The organism is Rhizobium sp. NZLR8 (assembly GCF_019685025.1).
In the GTDB taxonomy this organism is placed as follows: domain Bacteria; phylum Pseudomonadota; class Alphaproteobacteria; order Rhizobiales; family Rhizobiaceae; genus Rhizobium.
On sequence record NZ_JABDVY010000004.1, the window covers coordinates 55,295 to 73,549 of the forward strand.

Annotated in this window: 19 protein-coding genes and 1 pseudogene; 7 read left to right on the forward strand and 13 right to left on the reverse strand. The window is 56.0% G+C overall.

Annotated elements, in window-relative coordinates:
• Positions 1–684: 684 nt before the first annotated feature.
• The 3 genes from HJB89_RS10715 to HJB89_RS10725 form a co-directional block, all read right to left on the reverse strand.
• Positions 685–1,314, reverse strand: coding sequence for a hypothetical protein (locus tag HJB89_RS10715; protein ID WP_221149745.1), 630 nt, complete (start codon positions 1,312–1,314; stop codon positions 685–687).
• A 216-nt stretch (positions 1,315–1,530) separates the two neighbouring features.
• Complete coding sequence (locus HJB89_RS10720) at positions 1,531–1,716, reverse strand: hypothetical protein (protein ID WP_221149746.1); 186 nt, start codon at positions 1,714–1,716, stop codon at positions 1,531–1,533.
• A gap of 720 nt (positions 1,717–2,436) precedes the next feature.
• Complete coding sequence (locus tag HJB89_RS10725) at positions 2,437–3,444, reverse strand: hypothetical protein (RefSeq protein ID WP_259672021.1); 1,008 nt, start codon at positions 3,442–3,444, stop codon at positions 2,437–2,439.
• Between the two features lie 39 nt (positions 3,445–3,483).
• Between HJB89_RS10725 and HJB89_RS10730 the strand changes: the two genes are divergently transcribed.
• From HJB89_RS10730 to HJB89_RS10740, 3 genes are all read left to right on the forward strand, one after another.
• Positions 3,484–3,810, forward strand: a complete 327-nt coding sequence (locus HJB89_RS10730) for a hypothetical protein (RefSeq protein ID WP_221149749.1) — start codon at positions 3,484–3,486, stop codon at positions 3,808–3,810.
• A 63-nt stretch (positions 3,811–3,873) separates the two neighbouring features.
• The gene (locus HJB89_RS10735; protein WP_221149751.1) at positions 3,874–4,149 is read left to right on the forward strand and encodes a hypothetical protein; all 276 of its coding nucleotides are present in this window, start codon (positions 3,874–3,876) and stop codon (positions 4,147–4,149) included.
• 583 nt (positions 4,150–4,732) lie between these two features.
• Positions 4,733–5,017 (forward strand): hypothetical protein, encoded by a 285-nt coding sequence (locus HJB89_RS10740; RefSeq protein WP_221149753.1) that lies wholly within the window; start codon positions 4,733–4,735, stop codon positions 5,015–5,017.
• 408 nt (positions 5,018–5,425) lie between these two features.
• Here the strand turns inward: HJB89_RS10740 and HJB89_RS10745 are convergent, their stop codons facing one another.
• From HJB89_RS10745 to HJB89_RS10760, 4 genes are all read right to left on the reverse strand, one after another.
• On the reverse strand, positions 5,426–5,647 hold the full coding sequence (locus HJB89_RS10745; RefSeq protein WP_221149755.1) for a hypothetical protein: 222 nt from the start codon (positions 5,645–5,647) through the stop codon (positions 5,426–5,428).
• Positions 5,648–5,872: 225 nt separating this feature from the next.
• Positions 5,873–6,844, reverse strand: coding sequence for a hypothetical protein (locus HJB89_RS10750; protein ID WP_221149757.1), 972 nt, complete (start codon positions 6,842–6,844; stop codon positions 5,873–5,875).
• On the reverse strand, positions 6,837–8,096 hold the full coding sequence (locus HJB89_RS10755) for an MBL fold metallo-hydrolase (RefSeq protein WP_221149758.1): 1,260 nt from the start codon (positions 8,094–8,096) through the stop codon (positions 6,837–6,839). Before HJB89_RS10755 ends, HJB89_RS10750 begins: the two co-directional genes overlap by 8 nt.
• On the reverse strand, positions 8,032–8,496 hold the full coding sequence (locus HJB89_RS10760) for a hypothetical protein (RefSeq protein ID WP_221149759.1): 465 nt from the start codon (positions 8,494–8,496) through the stop codon (positions 8,032–8,034). The genes HJB89_RS10755 and HJB89_RS10760 overlap by 65 nt, the downstream gene beginning before the upstream one ends.
• A 56-nt stretch (positions 8,497–8,552) precedes the next feature.
• Between HJB89_RS10760 and HJB89_RS10765 the strand changes: the two genes are divergently transcribed.
• Positions 8,553–10,211 carry an AAA family ATPase gene (locus HJB89_RS10765; RefSeq protein ID WP_221150002.1) on the forward strand — a complete coding sequence of 553 codons (1,659 nt, stop codon included), beginning with the start codon at positions 8,553–8,555 and terminating at the stop codon, positions 10,209–10,211.
• Between the two features lie 801 nt (positions 10,212–11,012).
• On the opposite strand, the gene HJB89_RS10770 is transcribed toward HJB89_RS10765, so the two are convergent.
• Positions 11,013–12,218: a trypsin-like peptidase domain-containing protein gene (locus tag HJB89_RS10770; RefSeq protein WP_221149760.1), complete on the reverse strand. Its 1,206-nt coding sequence runs from the start codon at positions 12,216–12,218 to the stop codon at positions 11,013–11,015.
• A 293-nt stretch (positions 12,219–12,511) separates the two neighbouring features.
• Between HJB89_RS10770 and HJB89_RS10775 the strand changes: the two genes are divergently transcribed.
• The gene (locus HJB89_RS10775; protein WP_259672025.1) at positions 12,512–13,783 is read left to right on the forward strand and encodes a hypothetical protein; all 1,272 of its coding nucleotides are present in this window, start codon (positions 12,512–12,514) and stop codon (positions 13,781–13,783) included.
• A gap of 190 nt (positions 13,784–13,973) precedes the next feature.
• Here HJB89_RS10775 and HJB89_RS10780 read toward each other — a convergent pair whose 3' ends face one another.
• The 3 genes and pseudogenes from HJB89_RS10780 to HJB89_RS33190 all read right to left on the reverse strand — a co-directional run bounded on the left by HJB89_RS10780 (position 13,974) and on the right by HJB89_RS33190 (position 14,804).
• A complete protein-coding gene (locus HJB89_RS10780; protein WP_221149761.1) occupies positions 13,974–14,210 on the reverse strand; it encodes a hypothetical protein in 237 nt (78 codons plus the stop codon).
• A 92-nt stretch (positions 14,211–14,302) separates the two neighbouring features.
• Positions 14,303–14,470: pseudogene (locus HJB89_RS10785) on the reverse strand (DUF3606 domain-containing protein); the annotation flags it as partial.
• 199 nt (positions 14,471–14,669) lie between these two features.
• A complete protein-coding gene (locus HJB89_RS33190; protein ID WP_259672026.1) occupies positions 14,670–14,804 on the reverse strand; it encodes a hypothetical protein in 135 nt (44 codons plus the stop codon).
• A 192-nt stretch (positions 14,805–14,996) separates the two neighbouring features.
• Here HJB89_RS33190 and HJB89_RS10790 point away from each other — a divergent pair, with 192 nt between their 5' ends.
• Both HJB89_RS10790 and HJB89_RS10795 read left to right on the forward strand, forming a co-directional pair.
• Positions 14,997–15,905: a Ku protein gene (locus tag HJB89_RS10790; RefSeq protein ID WP_221149762.1), complete on the forward strand. Its 909-nt coding sequence runs from the start codon at positions 14,997–14,999 to the stop codon at positions 15,903–15,905.
• A gap of 10 nt (positions 15,906–15,915) precedes the next feature.
• Complete coding sequence (locus tag HJB89_RS10795) at positions 15,916–16,725, forward strand: Ku protein (protein WP_221149763.1); 810 nt, start codon at positions 15,916–15,918, stop codon at positions 16,723–16,725.
• A gap of 23 nt (positions 16,726–16,748) precedes the next feature.
• Here HJB89_RS10795 and dinB read toward each other — a convergent pair whose 3' ends face one another.
• Both dinB and HJB89_RS10805 read right to left on the reverse strand, forming a co-directional pair.
• On the reverse strand, positions 16,749–17,849 hold the full coding sequence (dinB, locus tag HJB89_RS10800) for a DNA polymerase IV (protein WP_221149764.1): 1,101 nt from the start codon (positions 17,847–17,849) through the stop codon (positions 16,749–16,751).
• 8 nt (positions 17,850–17,857) lie between these two features.
• On the reverse strand, positions 17,858–18,217 hold the full coding sequence (locus HJB89_RS10805) for a hypothetical protein (protein ID WP_221149766.1): 360 nt from the start codon (positions 18,215–18,217) through the stop codon (positions 17,858–17,860).
• Positions 18,218–18,255: the final 38 nt, after the last annotated feature.

The following is an 18,255-nucleotide window of genomic DNA, read 5'->3' on the forward strand; positions in this document are numbered from 1 at the left end:
AATGTTCTGCGAGCAAACGAGGTACAAAGACACCGGTGCCTTTCCTTGAGCCTGTCGCGCTATTTCTAAGCCATTTCGCACAATGAAGGGCATAGCCTTGACATGTTGCCAAGGCGGCTCGATTGCATAAGCTTGCCCGTTGGAAAGCAGGACCCAGAGGGTTCCAATATAAACCCTGAAGATTGATCAATCCATCCACAACGCACCCACTCGTGCTGGCCATCAAGCTACTACTTTACGCTGTACTGCCAGTGGCCGCAATTGGAGATCACTCCTGCCATCCCGTAGGGCGGCATTCCTCAAAAAGATGGACAGCATAAGGTCAAGGTGCGAGCGTAACAGCGCTTACCGCTAACCGAGGAGCAGGACGCGTTTACCCGCTCACTTGTGAGGACCAGCAGACGATCTTCATTGCCGGTCAGCTTCGATCGGAGCCGTGGGGCGAAGAATGTTCCGCTCATCCTTGGATTAAGCGTAACCTGTGTTCTGGCCCCACGTTGTCCGCTGTCGCCTGATCTGTGATCCAGTTTTCATGGATGAGCAAAGAGGATATTCCCCATGGAGACTACGTTGGAGGTTCACCACGCGGCGGGGCCGACGTGAGGGTATCGCCAATGGCCTGATGAGGTGAAGGCACGGATTGTTTCCCGATGCGTGGTCGGTGCACGTCCTTTGGCGCTCGGCTCAATTCGTGGGGGGCGTCTTGATGATGGAATTCATGCCTGGCAATTGATCTGCCTGCGCCAAAAAATCCCCGCCGACTTGTACATTTGCGTTGTCGCCTAAACCTATCACGCCAAAACCAATATCATCGTGCGGATAAAAAGCCAGATTCCAATCAAGCGAGATTATGAAGCAATGACCGTACAGTCCATACACAACCATCTTTGCGACAAGTAAAGATCTCACACTTTCGATAGGGAAATCATCCACTTTCATGAGGGCAATATTCCCCCATTCCCTTTCGAGTGATTCAGCATATTCCTGTGAACTAGGATCACGCCCAAATCGTTCTTTGTAACCAAATTCTTTGATCAGCCCAGCCCCCACAAGGCCCTTTATTAGATTGCCGTCTCGCTGGTCGTCCGCAGCATCGCCGTAATGCCCAACTTCGTCAGAGTTTGCGTGCACCGAGGATGCAAGCACAAAATATTCCAGATCGTTTCTGAAATATCGTAGGAAGAAGTCGACGGCAGACTCTTCCATGCCCGGCGTATATCGGGTGTCTTTTTCGAAAAAACCGAGGAAGCGAGCTGATGCTCCATATCCCGCGAGATTGACTGATTGCAGTAGCAACTGAAGGATATCGCTCATTCTTCTCATACACAGCTTCGATTCCGCCTTAAACAGACGACTGCACACGTATCGGAAACGCCCAAGATCGAGAACGGCCAAGCCATTGATGTACGGTCAAGGCTTATAGATAAACCCACCGTGTCCAACAACGGGGGATGATGATGGAGCGCCTGGTATCACTTCGGCCGTTTCCTTCGGCCGCCGCGCCATCACAATCCCCGCTTCTGGTGGGGTTTATTTTGCCGATGTTTCCAGCTGTGGGTGACTATACATCTGTCCGATCTGGCCGGGACCAAAAGCCCAGATGAACATGAGCAGTCCCAACAGGAACACCAGAACTGCGACGACCGTGAAGCGTCCGACAGCGGATGCCTTGAAGCCGAATATCTCGAAGTTGAGGGAGTCGTTGGGGTCTTGCATAGGCGCATCTCTCCTTAAAGAAAAAGAAAAACCGCCTGCTACTGCTACGCATTAAGCAGAAACGTTTGATTCCTGCAATAGGCCCGGTATGTGAACGAGACAACCGGCAGAGAATTCATTAACCATGGAATCCTCAAGATTTTCGTCTAAGCTGTTGCCGAGCCGTTAATTTTTCGCTTTGTCCACAAAGATTCCAACATCGGTTTTCCCGACGACAAATCTTGTGATGGACAGCGCTTCTTTACCGTGCACATACCACCCGGCTACGGCAGCAAGTGCTAAGAAAACAAAGAGAATCCACCTCCAGCCCAGAGATCCGTGAACCGTTGGCGATGTGACCATTGAAGCTGGGATTTCCGGCATGGCCTCACCGAACACCGTTCCGACTGCAGGCGGCTTCTCTGCATTTGAATCGGCACACATATAAGATCGCACCCAACAACGAATGTGAGCCTTGGGCCCAACCTTAAACGGCTCACCGACATCCGCTCCAGTTGTTTTCGCGAATACATCCCCTGGCCACAGATCTCCAAACGCACAGGTGCCGACGTCGAAGAGACCATACTCCTGCCAGGCTCCGATGACCGATCAAGCGGCTTCATGCAGAGACAGTTTAGCTAAACCAAGCATTCGAGGGGAAGGAAACAACGATAAGGCGTCGTCGCCGGGTCAAGCATAACTGCCGCTTCTCAGAGATTTTGCGGGACACACGTCTGTGTTTCACAGCGGCTGGTACGCGACCTCGATAACCCGTTGTGCTTGCTCAACCAAGGAATCAACCAGACTTTCGCCGTCGGCATTGAGCGGAACATCGAGATGTATCCAGACGTGGCCATCGCACTCAGTTAATCGCTGCGACAAGCCAGACGCGACAAGACGCTCGCGGATAACCGAGAACTTGGGCGTATGACGGTGGAACCGCAGCCAAATAGGGGTCGTGTACCCCGCAAAAGGATCGCGGACCCCAACGCTGAAGCAGGGCTGCTCGGTGCCAAGCGGTAGGCAGACATATCGACGCTGGTAGTCGTCGCGATCCTTGCCCATCGGGAGGACTCGGCTCTGCTGCGCCAAGTGGCGGGAAACGCGATCCACGAGATTGACGAATACCTGTTTCCGCTCGCGCCAAGCGAGCAGGTCAGAGACACTCCTCAGTGGCTCGATGTCGTGGCCCTCAAGGACCCTGTACATGGCCTCAAATTGGGCGAGGTCACCACGGAACGGTTCCGAGCGAACATCTCTCAGAGCGACCAAAACCCCCTCCCAATCGATCACCGCAACGGGAAAGTCGGGCGTTGCACCGTGCTGCCAAGGACCATCCTCGGTGAGAGGGGACGCACTCGGCACCGATGCTTTCATCGCAGCAACGCGGTATTGAGGTACCAGCACCAGCAACATTCCACTATGAGAGCTTTTTTGAAGGTCGCCAAGGTATGAACTGAGTTGGCCCTCGCCAAACGCCGCGCCTAATTTCGCCTCTATCTTGACCACGAGCTTTCCGTCAGCCGTGCGGCCCTCCAAGTCGGGGCGGGCACCGTCTGTCTGTCTAGCCTCGGCTCGCCAAGTCAAGTCGGAGTTGACAGTTCTGCCCACCATCTTGGAGATATGGTCCCCAAAGCTCTTGCGTGCATCCGGATTCTGAAGAAGGTAGGCAAGCCCCTGCGTGCACAGCAACTCTCCCTGTTTGGAGAGGGAGCTGAATTGGGCGAGGTGGCTCATGAGTAGTCGCATGATTAGCCTCTTGAACTTCAGGACCAAAGACGAGAGCTAATGGATAGCATTGATGACTTCAAGAAGTTCATCGGCATGCGCCACTGGCGCTACGCGAAAACCATGCCGCAGTGGCCGCACGAATACTCGGTACGTCAATTCGACGATCCGCCGGAAGACCAGGCCCTGTTTGAGGAAGCCGTCTCATTCATCCGCACCCAGGGCAAACGAAGGTGGTTTGAACCAACTGGTAGAAGCTCTGTCTACCTTGACATCGACGGCCAACAGTATTGGACCATGGGCGCTCCGGTTAAGGAAACAACTATCATAAACCGTGCGTGGCTGGATTGGAGAGAGCGCCTTGTTCGGCGCGACTCAGGTTTGTGATCCTCCCGACTCGACTTCAGACTCGGCAATGCAATTATCACATACGTATCAGGGAGATCATGTATGGAACACTCGGAGTTTCAGATCGGTCTGGAGTTCTGGTGCGGGAAGAGGCGGTGGAGGTGTACCGACGTAGGCACGCGCACAGTTGTCGCGATTCGCGTCCACCCGGTTGAGATGACGACCGTCCAGGCTGATGATATGAAAGAGCACGATACGCTTACTTATGAGCAGGCAAATGCGATGGGCTGGTTTGATGGCCCCCCGTATAGAGTGGCCGAAATGGTTTTCGACGAAGACGATCTCGAAGTCTGCTCGCTTGAGAGGGAGGACCTATGAACTAGGCTCAGAGCCGGATCGATAGATTGCCGCCGTGGAATTGTGAGAGCCGAGTAAGTTTGCGCAGGGTTGCAGTTGGCCCCAAGGCGATCGGCGAAAGGCCGATTGGCTTTGTGCTAACTAAAGATGATTTCTTCGGAGCTGGTAGCAGATGAGCCGGGACCAACTAATGGTTTCGATCTCGGCCATTCAGTGGTCAGCGGGCAACATGACTGCAATTGGCGCGAAGCTTCCGTCTCCAATATCGCGACGCTATTCGAAACGGCATAAACTTGATGGCCAAAGTGCGAGAGGGACGGCGCTTACCGTGAAGGCACGGATTGTTTCGGAGAGTTTGCGGCCGGGCGTGACGGTGAACGAAGTGGCGGAACGCAACAGGTCGAAGGCCAACATCTGTCGTCCTGGAGAACACTGGCGCGACAGGGCAAGCTGGTTCTGCCCGAGCCGGAAGATGCGCCCGAGTTTCGCCGCAGTGGTCTTCGAGACTCATGCGCCGGAGCCACCGACGGTCAAAGCCGCCTCCCGCGCGGAGATCGTCGACGCGCCTCTTCCTAGAGGGTAGTTCCCGAAGTAAAACACGTCGATGAAAAACGAACTGGTTCATGAAATCTGGCTCGATCCCGAGCCAGATGGTCAACTGCCCCCCGGTCTTTGTCTGGCTGGTCCCATGGGAGACAATTTTAGAGCGCTTCTTAATGAGGGGGCCGTGAAGGCAGGCGAAATAACTGGGCACAGCCATTTCGATGTCATGACGAAATACTGGAAGCTTCAGGGCTGGGGCGAGTACCAGACGGGGCACCGACAGGATCACGAGCCATATCCTGACGAGTGGGTTCGAATCCAACGTCCTTTTATCGACAGTATATGAATTGCAGATTGACTGCGGCGACCCCTCAGTCCGCGCGGCGCTTAACACCACTGATCTTACAGGCGAGCACCGTACTTTTTGGTCAAGTGTGATCGATAGGTCGCCTACAGCGAACCTGTCATGGGAAGCGCATTTGTCGACAACAAGCGCCAGCTTCAGGTGAGGTCCCCCTCGATGCGGAGGCCGGAGATCTGTCTGCTGCGAAGATAACTGCGAAGTTCCTCGCCGACACCGGGCTTCCGTATGCTCACATCCAAGACCCTCCAGATGACTTTGCACGTGCGGAGCGAGGCGCGGGTCTCGTGTAACAGGTTCGGGCAGCTCGTTGGTTACCAGTGCCGCCAAGCCGATCACAGATTAGTGCGGCAAGGACAACGTCAGACCGGAACAACGTATACGACCTCGCTCTCACTTCCTCAGGTTTTTCTCATTGTTCCAGCCCATCCAGATTTTCCCGTCCTTATCGCCATTCCATGGATCACCGAACGCTTTTGAAGCGGGAATGTCATCTTCCCGCTTCAATGCTTTCCTGACTGCACGGCGCTCTTGATGGTGAGCCAGTTTTTTGCTTGGCTTATCGCTTTCTGCGCACACTCCTGCAAAGGGCAACTTTTTTCTCGATCTCGCCATACTGCCTCTTTCTCGTTGTCCGTCAGTACGCGTGTTTCTCGAACAGGTTGCGACCGTTTTCGTAGGTATAAATGTTGTTGCCGCGCCTTATACTGACGGTCGATCCCGTGAAGCCAACCAGGCCATCCTTCGGCCCGGTCCCAGCCGGGATCTGGCAGACATTGCGGCCACGCTCATCGTATACATCGACGTAATTACGTTTTTGAACAGCCGATGCGATCCCCATCAGCGACCTTTAATTTTCTTAAAGCCACGCAAGAAGCCCGTCCGAGAGTTTCCGATATCTCTCAGGTTCAGGGTTCCAAGTTCTGCAATGATTTCTTCGCGTCGCTTTTTCCAGCGGCCTTCTTTCTGATCGTCATCAAAGCCAAAAACAAAAAGGGCGGGGTTCGTTATGAGGCTAAGAGCCGTCTTGCCCTCACCAAGGCTACGAAAGGTTTCTTCCACATCGGCCGAAACATTCTCAGCTCCCAATTCTCTCTTGAGGCGTAAAAGATATGAGTTGAACTGGCAGACATTGCGATAGGGTTCGATCAGGCTACCCTCTCTAGTCTGAAGTTGTCTGCGGTAGCCTTTCAATTGGCCCAATATATTGGCGCTGAAAAGGTCAGGATTGCTGAAGTGCTTTGCTTCCCAGAATTCGAGTGCGAAACCATCCCCTGCAGGCAGCAGTCTTACGACGTCGATGCGGTCCTGCCTCCTGCTTCCGATTTGCATTTCCGCATGTTCGGGAGCACCGTCACCCGGCATGCTATGGAATGCTACCTCCACGTCTACAATCCAGGGGTCCCCATAGATCGCGTTGTAAACGCCCCGCCCTTCATCGCCGATGTGCGCCTGTGCGGCAGATTTCATGTCTTTCAGCGACGCCTGCCTTACGTAGTCAGCTTGGAGATGGGTCTTGTTGTATTGAAAAGCGCCATCCCGCAGCTTGATATAGTCAGCGTTTACGATCAGGTACTTAACGTGTGTCTTCGGGACCACCTTCCCGTTTGCGAAGCCGATACGATAAAGAGCGCGGCCAAAGTAATATACGTCGATGGCTTCGTCCCGGAGAGCAAAGATCATCTCCTTGTCCATGAGCGCGTCCCAAAGCCAAGCCCCTTCTGGACTTCGTGCCGTTTCCTCAAAAAGCCACATGTTTGCGGGGCTGATATAGCGCCTGAATTGCCCTGCCTGCACTGAAACCTCATGCATAGAACCATTCTCCATCGATGACGCGGGCCACGTTCGCAAAAAGCCCTTCAAATTGATCCGGTTGAAAGGTGTGTATCGGCACCAGCTTTTTCGCCCGCATTGCCTCGGCGAACCGTTGAAGGTCGTGAGGGTCAGCGTGGCCTGAAGTGTGAATTATCTCGAAGCCAACCGAAGCAGCTCTGCAGGCATCCTGAAATTTGATCCCGCCTCCTTCCTTGAGATAGCCGTCCCATTGAGACCAGATTGCCGAGGCACCCATCAGCGCTCTGGCTTGGGCTAGGTCCCGAAGCATCCACGGTCTCATCAGCATTACGCTTTTGGCTGCCTCTTCAGACAGTGCTTCCGGGAACACCCGGCGACCTTTGTACGCATCCACGAGAGCAGCGATATTCTTCTCCTTCAGGAATCGGCGCTGGGCCTGCGGAATGTACACCTTCACGTCCGGCCACTCGTCCGTTGGCTTCGGAATTGATTTCGTGTCAGTGGCCTTGAGAACTTCCGCAGCGTAGGCATCGACCAACATCTGGCGTCCCGAACGCTTAGCTGCGCGGTAGACGCTGACGACGCGGTCGATATTCTGGGCAGAGCAGGCAACGAGAACGATCCCCGCAGTCCGCCTTATCGTCTCGATCAATCGTTCCTCGATCTCGCTTTCGGTCTGGAAGCGCTGGGCCGTGGACAGGCGGCCAAGGCTCGACCCTTCCATCAATAGGACGTCTATATCCGCGGGCGGTGAGACGAGGAACCGCTCGAACAGAGCTGCCTTCCGACCATGACCGCGGATGTCGCCCGAGTAATAAATGCGCCTGCCGCCCGCCTCGATTAGGAATCCATAGGCATCGAATCCCGAGTGGTCCATAAGATGCGGCGTTATCCTGAATGGGCCAAGCTCGAAGGCCTCCTGGTCCTCGTAGACCACGGCATAGTCCGGCGCATAGCCGCCTGGTATAAAGGGAGCAGCTGCTGCCATAATCGCCAACGTCTTGCGTCCCAGATGAACATTGATCCCGGCGGGCAGTTTGGGAAGTAAACCCCAGTGATCACGATGCCCGTGGCTCAACAGAACCCCAAGCAGTGAACCATCGGCGGAATGGATGGCCGGAATGTGGGGAAGCTCAGTTGCTTCCAGCTCCGCATTTAACGGCAACCCCAGGTCGACGACGATCCGTTTCCCGTCGTATTCAAGTTCAACGCAGCTGCCGCCGATCTCCCGCGTGCCCCGATGAATGCAAATCTGCAGCTTTCCAGTCATGCATTCCCTTTTCTGAAGAAGTTGGCAGGCGATTGGTTTTGTGATGGGGGTCTTCAAGCAGCATGACGTTGTCGCCAAGGTGCCAACGGTCGATGACGACAGTGTGGAGGTTGAGGGCGAAAATTCGGACATCGGCCAAAAGAAGGAACGCATTGTCTTCTTCCCGCCAGTTCACGCGGCCCCTTGGAAAATACTCATAGCCGTACTGCGCGAGGCTACGGTCGGCAACAGCGGCCTCCGACCAGACGTCTACATGACCCTCCTCAATCGTCTTGAAGCCGCCGATCGACGCTACTTTACCTACATCGTGAGCGAGGCTCACTAGCCGATGCTTTCCCCCGGTTTTAACGAACCAGAAGATGCCCAATCGAGGTGTCTGCGAAGTGGTGACGATTTCCATGGCTATAGATACGTGGGAGGAGGCGCGACTTGTTACACCTACACCCCTATAACACCATGCGTTTAGGGGCGAACGTTCACGTGGCGGGTCAGAACAGGAATTTCGTCCGTATCAAGCGGCCGCAGAACAGCTTGCTTGATGGCGAAGAACGAAGTCTGGCCGACACGGAGATAAGGGCTGACCTGGGTGGGATCGAACGAGAAGCCTTTTCAACGATGTTTTCGCTGGACGACATCACGCTTGAAAAGGGCGGCGAGAACATCCTTGCCAGCAAGGGCGATCTCGGCCAACTGCTTTTCTCCGCTAGCGCCGGCCTTTCCGATCTCAGCCGGCAGCTCCTGGCGAACCGCGTCAACGCGGACGGCTTCTACAAAACTCGCGGACGCAGCAGTCAACTGAGCGAGCGTACCCGTGCGATGACTGATGCGCAGAAAGCCGCGGACGAATGGGACGCAAAATGGTCCGACCTCTGTAGCGCCTGCTGGCTAGGGGAGGCCCCAGTGCTCCCGGACGTCGATGCAGTCAGCGGAATCCTCCATGTCCTTGAAAAGCTGGCGTCCGCGATCGAGACCAGAGACGGGCTGATCGATCGAATCGAGAAAATGGAGAAGGACAACGCTCTGTTCGAAGCTTCGGTCTTCGAATTGTGCGACAGCCTCGAGATCCGGAAGACCGCCTCTCTCACCGAACTCACGCGAACGATCGGAGATCGGATCAAGGCAGCGGAACGTGGCCTGGAGCAGCAAGAAAATCTCAGCCGTGACCTTGCTAGAAGGCGGGAAGACGAGCGCGAGCTCCTCGTCACCAAGGAAATACTCGACGTCCAGATAGCCAAAATGACGGGGTATTTCTGCTGCGCCACGCTGGACGAAGTCGAGGCCTTCATTGATCTGTCTTCGAAGCGTCAGGCGTTGCGGAGTTCCATCACTGAGCTGGAACAGGAACTGGTCGAGATCACCGGTGCGAACCATATCGGCGACGTCGAGGAGAAGCTCGCTTCCGTGAATAGAGAGGAGTTGGAAGGCCAGCTCGCTTTGTTGACACCGATCCTGGAAGACCAAGACAGGAAATGCCATGACGTCTTTCATGAGCGCTCCACCGTACAGAAGGCAATCGACGCTATCGGCGGCGATTCCGTTGTCGCGGAAATCGAAGAGCAACGACGCACAATTTTGCTGGAGATCGAGGAGCGAGCCGGACGGTACCTCGAGCTTCGCGCGGGCATTACTGCCGCCGAACAGGCATTGAGGCTCTATAGAGATCGCCATCGAAGCGGGATGATGACGAGGGCCTCGGACGCGTTCAAGACCATCAGCCGGGGAGCCTATACGGGTGTCGCCGCCCAACCCGGTAAGGACGGCGAAGTACTGATCGCTGTGTCGGCGAACGGAGGTTCGAAGGCCGCCGACGAACTATCCAAGGGCGCGCGCTTTCAACTCTATCTCGCGCTGCGGGTGGCGGGGTACCACGAGTTCGTCGCCAATCGCGCTCCCATTCCTTTCATCGCCGACGATATCATGGAAACGTTCGATGACTTCCGCGCCGAGGAGGCATTCCGATTATTCGCGGAGATGGCCGGACACGGGCAGGTGATCTACCTGACCCATCATCAGCACCTGACCGAAATCGCAAGAAAGGTATGTCCTGGAGTTCGACTGCATGACTTGGAATCGATCCAGTCAACTGCCACGCTTGATGGGATCGCAGCTGAGTAGCTACGAGTCTACATCGGCGGAGGAGCGTGCCCCGATATGCGGAAAATTGTTCGGGAACAATTCCGGGATGTGCTTCTGCGCGTAGCCCTCAATGATGAACGGGTGCGCAATTGTGCCGATCGCCATTGCAGTCCCCGAACTCCACTCGAAGATTTTCCAGGATCGCCGTCGGAGAACGACCCTGCGAATGCATGTCTACGATCCGCGCGACGAGATCGTGGTGGTCTGGAGAAACCTTTAGCTCATTGCACGCGTCAGTGACGATGGCCTGTAGTCGTTCGAGGTCATCAACATCAATCGCGATATCCGACAGCAGGCCAAATTCACTCCTCCGTAAACAGAAGCCGAGAGTGAGTATTTCCCTCGTTGGCTCCACGAACCCGCCGACCCATTGTAGACGCGAATAACCTAGCCGAATTTCCATTGTCTGAACAAAACGCCCGATATGGATCGATAATACTTCACCAGGGAGGTTCTAACTGGAGTCAGGGCTACAACGAACCTCCCTGGTGTCCTTTCAACAAGGATGAGGAGAATCTACACCGCATGCTATCGAGGGAAAGACGGACCTAAGTCGGACTAGAACCCCTGGGCATACTCCCCCATTCATCAATCGTCGCATTCCCTATCAGCGATGTCGTCGGCCAGCACCACAGCGTGCTCGGATAAAGCGGCGGCCGCATTGTCAGCATCGCCAAGGGATCGCTGTCGAAAAGCTGCTCCGGCAGCCAGGGAGACGCAATGATCGAGCGGAAGCAGCAGTCTCTTTAACCGATGACCGCTTCGGGGCTGGCTGCCAATCTATTTGATTCCCAATTCCACGCCCTTCGTCGCCTTCGGCCGACCAATCGTATCCTTCAGCCAGCACTCCGATTTCTTCGGCACGTAGGAAAACGCCTTGCAGGCATTATCACTGATGCAGGCAGTGAAACACCCCAGATAATTGGTTCCCTTGAAGCGTTTGTAGTCGCCCCCAGGAATATCTACACCCGAATAGCTCGAGAAATCTGAGACGATCACGTCGGCTGCCTTCGTGGAAGCATAGGCAGCAACGGCATCCGAATTGCGGATCAGGGCAACAACGTTGTCCTTGAGGAAGCACACGGAATGCTTCGTGTTGTAGGTGATTGCCTTGCAGTTGCTATCGCCTTCACAAATCTCGTGACACCCGGAATACGTCACGTTCTTGACGGCCCGGTAGTCGAAACCGATCGCGTCGTAGCCGCGGGCGTCGATGAGCGTGGACGTCGTCTGTGTGGGTAGATTGGTTGCCGCGCTCGGCGAGCTTGCGGACTCTGGTTCCGCTGGCTCGCCATAGCAGAGAATCTGGAATACCGACGGCGTGATTTTATCCGCGAGGTCGGCCGTCGAGATCGGCTGCTGGTCGGCTGCCCGGTCTCCCGATTGTCCCGTGATGCTCTGTGACTGGAGGAAGAGGTCGGCAACCGACGCGCGGATGGCAAAATTCACGTTCTGGGCGGTGATGCCGATTTCATCCGCAACGCCCTTCGAAAGCGTGGCGCTGGTGATGCCCATGAGAAACCCGTCGCGATCAACGACGGGGCCGCCGGAATTTCCTGGCTGGATCGGCGTCGAAATCTGGATGTACCGCGTGTCGTTCCGTAGCCCAGCGAGGGCATTGACGTTGCCAGTCGTAACCTTGACGGAATCAGCGAGCAACGTCGCCAGCGGGAACCCGATAGCCACGATGTCCTCGCCGAGCCGTGTGGGCGCGTGGCGAAAGACGAGAGGTTTAAGCGGGTCCGGGGCATTGACCTTCACCAATGCCAAGTCATTCGTGGCGTCGATCCTCGGATCGGACGCGTCACCCTTACCCTTTACCTCGATGCGTTTGCATTCCTGGACGACATGCGCGTTCGTCAGCAGCCAACCATCGGCCGTCACAGCGAACCCAGTGCCCGAGGACGTCGGACTTGCAGCAAGACATGTGGAAGCGATAACAGCTGAAAAGACAGTGGTTAGGATGACGCGAGACACGGATGGCATATTGGAATCCCCGGATGCCCAGAGAGTAGAACCTCGGGCAGGTGCTTTTCAACCATATCTTGCAATCAAGCTTAATCTGACGAACTATATTGCTCCAGAGCCGCCGCAAGCTTTCGCCACTCATATCCGGTCATGCCAACCATCTTCAGGTGTCACTGCCGCGAGGTCGCCGACGGTCGTGAAACGGTGCTGCCGTAGTTCGGCCTACAGGTCGGGATTTGGCTTGAGGTATTCGCCGACAGGTCGACAGAGACTGTCTTCCTGTCCGGCCATTATGGACGTGGGGGCCAATGATGAATCGCGGTGAGCCGATGAGTTGGAAAGCATCGTCAGTGATTGCTCTTGCGATCGGAGCTGTGATCGCGGCATTTGGGGCTAGCGACGAGGCCATCGCGGCTCCTGTGAGGATTGGCTGTTACGGCGACAATTGGGTCCCCACCCTCGCCATGCTTGAACCGACGCCCGCCGGTCAGATGACGTTCAAGACCCTGCGCTGCACGCCGATCCCCGAGGGTTGGCCGAGAATACTCCCGCCCGACCTTTCGCCAAATGGCGAGTCTATTTCCGCGTTTGGCTTTACGAAAGGCTTGTGGCTCGGTGATGTGACGCGAGGCGGTCGCGCTTATACCATTAAAGAAAGCCTCCCCGGGGGCCCTCTTTTACGGGCAGCACCCTTCGCCTGGCTCGATGACTCATCCGCTATTATCGGCGTTAAACGCGAGATGGCGGTGCCCAGCGGCTTCGCGCTCGGCTCTCTGCGGCCATATCTCTTCAGCTCGGACGGCTCGCAGACAAAGCTGCCTGAGCTCGTTCACCCAAACGGCCCACTCGACGAGATTTACTGGATTGGCGGTTCGGGGCTGGCCCTTGCTGCATTCGGCACGAAAGGAAATTACTACAAGCCGGAGCATGAGGATCGCACGCCGACACTGGCCTTGGTCGATGCCCATGTAGGAACCATTTTGCAAGCGGTCGAAAAGGCAAGCGTGTCGGAACTCGCCGATCAGAAAAGCTTGGAAGCAGTCACATCCAGGATCGACGCATCCGGAAAAGCACACGTGTTGATCGGTTGGGCACCCGGCAAGTGGCTGCTGTGGGTTCAGGGACAGCAGCCGCGCGTTGTTCCCATCTCATCGACCACTTGGCGGACGCAGTTCGTGCTTTCGAGCGATGCCTCGAGCGTTTTGATCATGGGCAATTTAAGCGCAACGGGTTCGATATGCGAATTTGGAAACCCCTGTCCCCCACCCAAACCGCAATCCGGAACGATCGCCGAGCTCAGGGACGTTTCGACTGGCCGCTTGAAATGGGCGATTTCTGGCACAGCGTCGTATTTTTCCAATAGTGCGGCTCCGGCGGTCAGCCCAGATGGTCGCTATGGCTTGATATCGCTGCCGGACGGGCAAGGCGACGCGATCGCACTGATTTCGATGGGCACTGGCAGAGTAATCCAGAAGTTTCGGCGGCCGGGTTGGGGGCCGATAGGCCTGTCATTCTCGCAGGACAGCAAATTCGCTTTCGTCGTCGGTGGCACAATCGTAGCTACCTACGGCGTAGCTGAATGAGCGCCCATGTCCAAACAATGACGCTCTCGCTCAAGGCAAGGTCAACCCTCTATCGCCGAGGTGGAAAGCCACAGCAGAAATTGATCCGCATATCCTAGCGCCAATCTGACGATTGCACCGACTGGTAACTAAAGGAACGAGGCGCGCGTGCGAAACAGGCCATCGGGTTGCCCCGGATCATACGGCGGCATCAGTGCACGGAGTCGGAAGATGGCGCGTTGATGCGAGTGGCGGCCAGCCCCACGTAGGTCCCGATAAGGATCGTCGCCATCTCCTCCACCGATCGGCAGCCTTGGTCGTAGAGCTCGATCGCCGCATCGCAGAGAAACGACGACGCCTGATCGTCCCATTCGACCTCATAGTACCGATACCATTCCCGAACAGCTTTCGAGATGATGCGATAGTCGTTTGGAGTGTCCCTTGTCATTTAAGACCTCAGAAAGGCTCCTGCTTCGACGTGGCGAGGCAAGAGGCCGCTCGCCGGGTTGAGAGACCTCGAGAGCCTGAATTGGCCCAGGATCAGCGCCGGCCGATTTCGGCTTCGACCTTCTTACGGGAGTTTCCGGCGCTTTTGACCGCTTTTTTGACGGTATCCTTGGAGACGCTTTGCTTCTCCGCTTCGTATTTCACCTCATGATCCTGGCCGCCGGCGACGCGGGCGCGATCTTGTGCGCGGCCTCGGGACGTCTATGTCTTTGCCATCGGGTTTCTCCCTTGATGAAGGTTCGCAAAGAGAAACTCGCTACGATTCCAGTGGTTCCTCGACACAACGAATGTCCGTCGTGCTGCGCTGAAAGGGACGGCCAAACCCGCTATGCCTTGTCGGACGATGGCAATTAGGATGACGATGCGGCACCTATCGAGACTGGAGCGTGGCGGGCGGCAATCACGCGGTGGTCTCGATACTGTCGATGCCTTGACCGACCTCCTCGGCACCGAAGAACTGCCAGGGATCATGCCGCCGGATTGGATCGTGACGACACTTCAGATGGATGAAGGTGATGACGGTGTTGCCGTTCATTCCTCGCCCCTCGGTTGGACGCTCTGCGCGAAGCGCATGGCGTAATTTCTGCTCAACCATCAGACGCGCTTGCGATCCGGAATCGATCTGTGAACGCAATTCCGTAAGTTATTGAAAAATGATTCGTTTCGAGTCGGAACGAATCATCCTGAGACGTCTTTGAGTCGCGACGAAGTGATTCGGAGAAACGTCATGGCAACAGGGCATCGCGCGCAGTGGAAGGGCTTCATAAAATTCGGTGAGGTCGCCTTCGGAGTAGCGCTTTACACGGCGGCAAGCACGTCAGAGCGCATTACATTCAACACGATCAACAAGGCATCCGGGAACAGGGTGAACCGCATTTTCATTGACAGCGAGACAGAGGACCCAGTTCCGAAGGAACAACAGACAAAAGGCTTCGAGATCGAAACTGGCCAGTACATCATCATCGATCCCGAGGAAGTTGCCGCGACGATCCCGGAAAGCAACAAGACCCTCGAGATTGAAGCCTTCATTCCCTACTCAGATGTCGACGACGTCTACTTCGACAAGCCCTACTACCTGACCCCTGACAAGGTGGGCAGCGACGCCTTCGCAGCTCTGCGCGACGGCATGAAGAAGTCGAATGTCGTCGCAATAGCGCGGGCGGTTCTCTTCCGGCGAATGCGGACCGTGCTCATACGGCCGCATGGCAAAGGCCTTATCGCGACGACCATGAACTATGACTACGAGGTACGGGATTCGAAGAAGGCCTTCGAGGAAATTCCCAAGCTGAAGATCGAGGGTGAGATGCTCGATCTCGCCAAGCACATCATCGGCACCAAGAAGGGAACCTTCGACCCTGCGACCTTCGATGATCGCTATGAAGCCGCTCTCGCCGACCTGGTCAAGGCGAAGATCGAGGGCAAGGCGTTGCCGAAGCCGAAGAAGGTCGAAGTGTCGAAGCCGAACGATCTTCTCGCCGCCCTCCGCGAAAGCGCAGGGATGGTGAAGGCCACCGCGGACAAGCCGAAACGCACTGCCGCCAATGCCAATCATGGCACTGGCCGGCAGCGCGCCACGCGCGGAGCAGCTTCGAAGACCCCTTCTGCTGGAACCGCGCCGCGTCGCAAGGCAAGTTGAGGAGATTGATATGGCACCGCGCTATTATTGGAAAGGCTACCTGAAACTCTCGTTGGTCACGTGCCCCGTTGCGATGACCCCAGCGACCAGCGAGAGCGAGAAGGTTCGCTTCCACACCCTCAATCGCGATACAGGAAACCGGGTCGTCTCGCAGTACGTCGATTCTGTCACGGGCAAACCTGTGAAAGACGAGAACGAGGCAAAGGGCTACGCACGCGGTGAGAACGACTACGTGATCCTCACCGACGACGACCTGGATAGGGTGGCACTCGACACCGTTAAAACCATCGACATCGAAAAGTTTGTCCCGGCCGACAGCATCGAGTGGGTCTACTTGGAGAAGCCTCACTATCTGATGCCCGACGACGCGGTCGGGAATGAGGCTTTCGCCGTCATCAGGGATGCAATGAAGGCCGACAAGGTCGTCGGTGTTTCGAAGCTTGTCATGGGCCGCCGCGAGCGTGCAGTAATTCTCGAACCCCGCGACGAAGGCATTGTTCTGTGGTCGCTGCGGTTCGGCGACGAAGTACGTCCGGAGGAGGGTTATTTCGAGGACATCGAGGCCGAAGCCGATCCCGATCTCATTCCCCTTGTCCAGAAACTCATCAAGCAGAAGTCAGCCCGCTGGTCGACGAATATGGTCAGCGACCCGATCCAGGCCAGCCTTCTGAAACTGATCGAGGAAAAGAAGAAGCTGCTTAAACCCAAGAAGACTGCAAAGGGTAAAACAGCGACAGCGCCCGCATCGAACGTCGTCAATATCATGGACGCATTGAAAAAGAGCATCCAGGCGGACCTCAAAGGTCGGAAGGCGGGATGATAGAGGCCAGGCCGAGCGGCACCCTATATGAATAGGCGCAATTGGGGCTGCTCGCGTTCGACTTCCCGGCGTTCCAGAGACGACAATGTCACTCCCAGAAGTCTTATCCCTTGGTTCACCGGAAAGATCGCTTGCAGAAGCAGAGTCACGGCTTCCTCCAAATCGGCAAGTGATCCGAAAGCCATCGCCGTCGTCTTGCTACGCGTGATCTGGGTGAAATTGGCGTACTTCACCTTCAGCGTGACGGTTTTCGCGCTGATTTCGTTGGCATCGCAATAAGCCCAGACCTTCTCGATCAACGGCCGGATTCCTTCCCGAGCCGGATCGAAGGAATGAATGTCCACCATAAACGTATCTTCCGCGCCAACCGATTTCCGGACGCGATCTGGCTTGACCTGCCGGTCGTCGATGCCGCGTGCGATCCCGTAGAAATAGGGTCCGGACTTACCGAAGTGGTCGATCAGGAAGTCGAGGCTGCGGGCTTTGAGGTCAGCTCCGGTCTCGATGCCAAGGCGGTGCATCTTTTCGGCAGTGGCTGGGCCGACACCATGGAATTTCTTGACGGGGAGACCATCCACGAACGCCGGGCCATTCTTCGGTGTGATCACCGCCTGTCCATTCGGTTTGTTGAGATCACTCGCCATTTTCGCCAGAAACTTATTGTAGGAAATTCCGGCTGACGCGTTCAGTCCTGTCGCCTCTTTGATCTTCGCGCGTATCTCGGCAGCAATTTCCGTCGCGATGTCCATTCCCTTGAGATTTTCGGTCACGTCGAGATAGGCTTCATCGAGCGATAGCGGCTCGATCATCGGTGTGTACTCGGCAAATATCTCCCTGATTTGCAGGGAAACGGCCTTGTAAACGTCAAAACGCGGCTTCACGAAAATCAGGTCAGGGCATTTCCGCTTGGCGGTAACCGACGGCATCGCCGAATGGACGCCAAACTTTCGGGCCTCGTAGCTTGCGGCCGCGACGACGCCACGAGCCTCCGAGCCGCCGACGGCGACCGGCTTACCGCGAAGATCGGGATTATCTCGCTGCTCGACGGAGGCGTAAAAGGCGTCCATGTCGATATGAACGACCTTGCGTTGCCGATTGCCGTGGTCGGGTTTCACGATGTCCATGGTTCCAGTCAGGCGTCCTGATTATCCGAGATTTCATCATCATCGCAGTCATCAGCCTCATCGGGCGGGAAGAGCAGCATCTCGTGCCGATATTCAAGCTCCGCGATCTGATCGAATAGCGACTGCTCGTAGTTTGAAAGGACGCTCCCGAGATGGGCGAGAGAGTCAGGCAGCCCGCTTCCGTCATCAGACGTCACCGTGATCCTTCCTGCATAGACGACGTCGATGTAGGCTTGGACCGTCTGAAGTTCACTTTTGGCGAACTCGATTTTCGAACCAATCGCAGCGATGCGCAGCTCCCCTGCAGTGGTTCCAAAAGGCGATGCGGCGTGCAGGTCTTCGTCGAAAGGAGCCGTATTCTCGGTCATCGGATTTCTCCTTCTTCCAACATGGCATCGATGAACGG

Coding starts and splice junctions, on each gene's coding strand:
- HJB89_RS10715 (WP_221149745.1), bottom strand. CDS start 1,314: ATGAGCGATATCCTTCAGTTGCTACTGCAATCAGTCAATCTCGCGGGA.
- HJB89_RS10720 (WP_221149746.1), bottom strand. CDS start 1,716: ATGCAAGACCCCAACGACTCCCTCAACTTCGAGATATTCGGCTTCAAG.
- HJB89_RS10725 (WP_259672021.1), bottom strand. CDS start 3,444: ATGCGACTACTCATGAGCCACCTCGCCCAATTCAGCTCCCTCTCCAAA.
- HJB89_RS10730 (WP_221149749.1), top strand. CDS start 3,484: ATGGATAGCATTGATGACTTCAAGAAGTTCATCGGCATGCGCCACTGG.
- HJB89_RS10735 (WP_221149751.1), top strand. CDS start 3,874: ATGGAACACTCGGAGTTTCAGATCGGTCTGGAGTTCTGGTGCGGGAAG.
- HJB89_RS10740 (WP_221149753.1), top strand. CDS start 4,733: ATGAAAAACGAACTGGTTCATGAAATCTGGCTCGATCCCGAGCCAGAT.
- HJB89_RS10745 (WP_221149755.1), bottom strand. CDS start 5,647: ATGGCGAGATCGAGAAAAAAGTTGCCCTTTGCAGGAGTGTGCGCAGAA.
- HJB89_RS10750 (WP_221149757.1), bottom strand. CDS start 6,844: ATGCATGAGGTTTCAGTGCAGGCAGGGCAATTCAGGCGCTATATCAGC.
- HJB89_RS10755 (WP_221149758.1), bottom strand. CDS start 8,096: ATGACTGGAAAGCTGCAGATTTGCATTCATCGGGGCACGCGGGAGATC.
- HJB89_RS10760 (WP_221149759.1), bottom strand. CDS start 8,496: ATGGAAATCGTCACCACTTCGCAGACACCTCGATTGGGCATCTTCTGG.
- HJB89_RS10765 (WP_221150002.1), top strand. CDS start 8,553: ATGCGTTTAGGGGCGAACGTTCACGTGGCGGGTCAGAACAGGAATTTC.
- HJB89_RS10770 (WP_221149760.1), bottom strand. CDS start 12,218: ATGCCATCCGTGTCTCGCGTCATCCTAACCACTGTCTTTTCAGCTGTT.
- HJB89_RS10775 (WP_259672025.1), top strand. CDS start 12,512: ATGAATCGCGGTGAGCCGATGAGTTGGAAAGCATCGTCAGTGATTGCT.
- HJB89_RS10780 (WP_221149761.1), bottom strand. CDS start 14,210: ATGACAAGGGACACTCCAAACGACTATCGCATCATCTCGAAAGCTGTT.
- HJB89_RS33190 (WP_259672026.1), bottom strand. CDS start 14,804: ATGAACGGCAACACCGTCATCACCTTCATCCATCTGAAGTGTCGTCAC.
- HJB89_RS10790 (WP_221149762.1), top strand. CDS start 14,997: ATGGCAACAGGGCATCGCGCGCAGTGGAAGGGCTTCATAAAATTCGGT.
- HJB89_RS10795 (WP_221149763.1), top strand. CDS start 15,916: ATGGCACCGCGCTATTATTGGAAAGGCTACCTGAAACTCTCGTTGGTC.
- dinB (WP_221149764.1), bottom strand. CDS start 17,849: ATGGACATCGTGAAACCCGACCACGGCAATCGGCAACGCAAGGTCGTT.
- HJB89_RS10805 (WP_221149766.1), bottom strand. CDS start 18,217: ATGACCGAGAATACGGCTCCTTTCGACGAAGACCTGCACGCCGCATCG.